We start from the raw sequence: 1,079 nt of genomic DNA, 5'->3' as shown, positions 1-1,079 counted from the left end.
GAATGCGTAATGGTTTTATTTTAATTGTATTGAAATCAAATTAACTAATAAGATGTTTGATAATTTATGTCTAGAGCTATAGCGTGTGTGACTGGCGGAACCGGCATGGTTGGCCGAAGAATTGTAAGTGCGCTAGTAGAAATTGGCTATGACGTCAGAGTTTTGAGTCGTCAATATCATGCAGATGAGCCTAATGTAACGCACTACAAAGGTGATGTGAGTGATGAGTCAATGCTTATCAAGTTCATTGCTGGTGCTGAATCGGTTTTTCACTGTGCTGCTGAGCTAAATATACCTTCAGCTATGTGGCAGGCCAACGTGATTGGCACGGAGCAGATTTTGAAGGCGTGCCGCGCTGAAAAAATTAAATACTTCTGTTATATGAGTAGTGCTGGTGTTGTTGGCAGAACCAATCAAAAAATTGTCACTGAAGACACGCTATGTCATCCGCAGGATGATTATGAGCATAGCAAGTTGGCTGCGGAAAAACTTGTTAAACAAGGTATTAACGGCGCCAGCGTTGTCATTCTTCGTCCTACTAATGTGATTGATTCGGATCGGCCGGGAGCACTAGGACTAGCAATACACGCTAATATTATAAGCCGTCTAAAGCTATTTATAAAAGGTGCCGAGTGTGCGCATATTGTTCATGCGGATGATGTAGCGGCTGCTGCTGTTTTTTTTATGGGCAAAGATTTTTTATCTCCTGAGTGCTTTTTTGTTTCATGTGATCATGAACCGCTTAATACGTATGCTGGTTTATGGGCGCTTTATCAAGCTGCTAAAGCAGGCTTGCCGGCTGGAAAACTTAATTTTCCATTGTGCCTGCCTATATTCGTGCCATATCTCGTGCGAAAAATGTTTAGAGGCACTGGAAATAAGGGCGATGTGAGGTACTCATCGGATAAATTAATTTCGTATGGATTTTATTTTAGCTATGGATTGACAGAGATCGTTCGGCGTTTTGCAAGGTAGTTGTTGCGTCAGCCGTGTTTTTTATGCCGCCATTTTCAGTGCCGGCTGTCATCGTCCTCCTGACCCGCCGTTAATGGGGGAATCGCCAGGCTCCTGTCATCCTG

The 1,079-nt window shown here is 43.2% G+C and carries 1 protein-coding gene; it reads left to right on the top strand.

Going from position 1 to position 1,079, the window contains the following annotated elements; translation table 11 throughout:
- Positions 1-87 precede the first annotated feature (87 nt).
- The gene (locus KGB06_RS00045) at positions 88-975 is read left to right on the top strand and encodes an NAD-dependent epimerase/dehydratase family protein (protein WP_317849293.1); all 888 of its coding nucleotides are present in this window, start codon (positions 88-90) and stop codon (positions 973-975) included.
- Positions 976-1,079 lie beyond the last annotated feature (104 nt).

Origin of the sequence: Pseudomonas sp. GL-B-19, assembly GCF_019956415.1 — a bacterium.
Taxonomy (GTDB): domain Bacteria; phylum Pseudomonadota; class Gammaproteobacteria; order Pseudomonadales; family Pseudomonadaceae; genus Aquipseudomonas.
This window is presented reverse-complemented; position numbering and strand designations above follow the sequence as displayed.